Origin of the sequence: uncultured Streptococcus sp. (assembly GCF_915066115.1) — a bacterium.
Taxonomy (GTDB): domain Bacteria; phylum Bacillota; class Bacilli; order Lactobacillales; family Streptococcaceae; genus Streptococcus.
Window position 1 is genome coordinate 1 of sequence record NZ_CAJZDT010000175.1, and the last position, 2,996, is coordinate 2,996.

1 protein-coding gene and 2 pseudogenes are annotated in these 2,996 nt (G+C 39.0%); all 3 read right to left on the reverse strand.

Features of this window, described 5'->3' with window-relative positions:
* Positions 1 to 172: pseudogene (locus tag QZ565_RS09065) on the reverse strand (adhesion protein); the annotation flags it as partial.
* Positions 173 to 325: 153 nt separating this feature from the next.
* Complete coding sequence (locus tag QZ565_RS09070; protein WP_295528499.1) at positions 326 to 2,884, reverse strand: pneumococcal-type histidine triad protein; 2,559 nt, start codon at positions 2,882 to 2,884, stop codon at positions 326 to 328.
* A 7-nt stretch (positions 2,885 to 2,891) separates the two neighbouring features.
* A pseudogene (locus tag QZ565_RS09075) lies at positions 2,892 to 2,996 on the reverse strand (adhesion protein); the annotation flags it as partial.

Here is a 2,996-nt window from a genome sequence, read left to right on the forward strand (position 1 = left end):
TCATTCGAACATCATTCAAGTCACCAGATACTTCCTTGACCATGGCATAGATAGGATAAAAACTGGTCACAATTTTCATCCCTTTACCTGACTGGCTTTCCTTTTGACCACAAGCGACTAATACCAGAGCCAATACACTGGTCATCAATACTAAAATCGTCCTCTTTTTCACTATAACTCCTTAACTAGTGTTTAACCATTTAATTAACTAGTAAATAGTTTATCTTTATTTAGAAAATATGTCAAGAATTTTTACACAATTTCATAAAAAAGAGAACAGAATCCATATTCTGCTCCCTTTTTATCTTATATAATTGTTGTATATTTACTTACTCTCCTTTAACAAGACTAATAGCTTTTCAGCTTCTGCCATAATAGTATTGTTGTCCTGAGAACCAAATAACAGGTTATTTTTTAATCCTGTGAGAGTTTCGTTGGCATTGGACTTAAGAATTGGATCCTTAATCTTTTTAAGTAACTCTTCCGCCTCTCTCAGTTTTTCTTCAACCTTTTCAGTTTCAACCTGATGTTCCTCTGGTTCCGATGGTGATTCTTTTTCTGATTCCTCTGGTTCTTTTGGTTTTGGAGATTGTGCTTTCTCATTTTTCGGTTTTTCTTCGCGAGGTTTTTCCTCCTCAATTTTTTCTGTCTGAGGCTTCTCCTCTGTTGGTTTCTCTGTTTGATTGTTATCAGCTTGACTATTGTGGTTTCTTTGAACATGGTCGCTCGCATTGCCCCAACCACTATCTGAATGCGGACGTTCGTTTGGATGTTCGACATAATACTTCACAGTTTCAAATAGCTCTTCTAAAGTATACCCCTTAGGTGCCTCATAAAGTCCTTCGTCAAACCACTCAAATTTGATGTTATGGTAATGGTCATAATGAGGTATAATCAAACTTCCATTTTTAACTTCCACAGTATGTTGGAGATTGTAAGGCATCCGGTCAAGTGGTACCTTCTTAGCTGCTTTTACTCGATTGTAAATCGCTTCTGCTCCCTTAGCTTCAGTATTTCCTGAACTTTGATGATTTGTTGAAGGAGGCGTCAAACCTTTCTCTTTAGCATAAGCTTGACCTGCTGCTCTTTCAGCTTCAGACAAACTATCTTTCTTAATCCAATGACTGTGGCTCATATGCGGAGTTACATAGGCATCCCCCTCATCACTGGTGATATCACGGGGGTCAAAGATATAGCCATCTTCTGTTGTATACTTGCCTGCCAACTTGGCTACTTGAATCTCATCATCTGTGTAAGCTATTTGTGCATTTGGTTTTCCTAAACGTTCTGGATGACGAATCGGCGCTAGAAAAGCAAGGATATCATCAACTAACTTGACCTTATCACTTGACTCATCGTTGAGACGTTCCAATAGTCTATCCAAAGCGTCAAAATCAGCTTGGCGCCCTTTATTGGAAATCAAATCTTGATGAACTGTTGCTAGTAAATCATAAACTTTGTTGTAAAATTTTTGATCAGCAGATGCAAGATTGGTTTTCTTAGCTCCTAACTCATGAGACAAACTTTCTTGTTTGGCAAGTTTATCATCAATGGCTGCAACAGTTTCTGCTGAAAGTTCCTTGGCAGAAATATAACGCGAAATTCCATTCTCTTCGAAGACATAACCATCAACCACCTTTCGAATCACCTGTTTTACCAATTTTCCATCAATTGGATTGCTTGGAGTTGGTTTAGGATTTGGTACAGGTTGTGGACTTGGTATTGGGGTAGGCTCTGGAGCAGGAATTGGTTTTAATTCTTTACCACCTGCAGTAGTATGATTTCCTTGATAATTTTCAGAAATCATTCTTGCAATCTTCTTCTCTAGGTCAGACATTTGAGAATAAGGAATAAAGTGATAATGGTCTCCGTGTGGCACTGCAACACCATTCGCAGTTTTTCTTGTAATCTGCGCTGGATCAAAGACAAGCCCATCTGATTCCACATGTCGTTGGCTAAGCGGCAAGGCATAAAGCTGTTTCAAGAGACTGGACACGTCTTCACTCGGACTAGCTTGATAGCTATTATCCACTTGTGGGCTAACACTTGGAGTCCATCTTCTAGTATTTGCTTCAACATTGCTTTGATTTGTTTGTCCATATGAACTACTATTCGATGTCTCTGATGCGCTACTGCTAGAAGAATTCGTTGACGGACGATAGCCAACTGAGCTTGGTTGATTACCTTTCCCAGCTAGGAAGGCTCGGGCCGCAGCTAATTCACTGGCAGACAAGTCACTCTTAGGAATATAGTGGAAGTGATTACCATGAGGAACGATATAGGCATCGCCCGTATCTTCGATGATATCAGAGGCGTTAAAGATATAACCATCATCTGTTGTATAACGACCTTGAGCTCTGGCTACAACTACCGCATTATCGTTAGAATTTCCTCCGTGATTACTACTATGTTCTTGCTTCTGACGAGTGATTTCCTCTTTTGTTCGAACATTATCCGCATGAGCCGCATCTTTAAGGTAAACATAGTATTTCCCGTCTACCTTAATCACATAACCACCCTTGATTTCATTAACAATATCTGAATCCTTCAACTGATAATTCGGATCTTTCATCAGCAGTTCTTCACTGATGATAGCGTCATAAGGAACCTTCCCATTATAGTAATGATAATGGTCCCCATGAGAAGTCACATAACCTTGATCCGTAATCTTGATGACGATTTGCTCAGCATTAATACCTTCTTTTTTACTGACTTCATCAGGTGTCAAATTTTCTGCCTTTTGGCTTGGTTGGTTGCCATCGATGTAAGAAACACGATTATTTTCTTTTACAGTTTGGGCTTGATGCAAACCTAGTTCATAAGCGCAGACACTTAAAACAAGTGCAGCTGCTGACCCAGCTAGATATTTTTTATTGATTTTCATTCTTTCCTCACTTTAATTCTTCTGCTAGAACACTCATATTTTCTTCAAGATTTTCTAAATAAGTCTTGTCATTTTGCGGGTCTGCCTCTAAAGGATTTAGAGTTTTAAGACC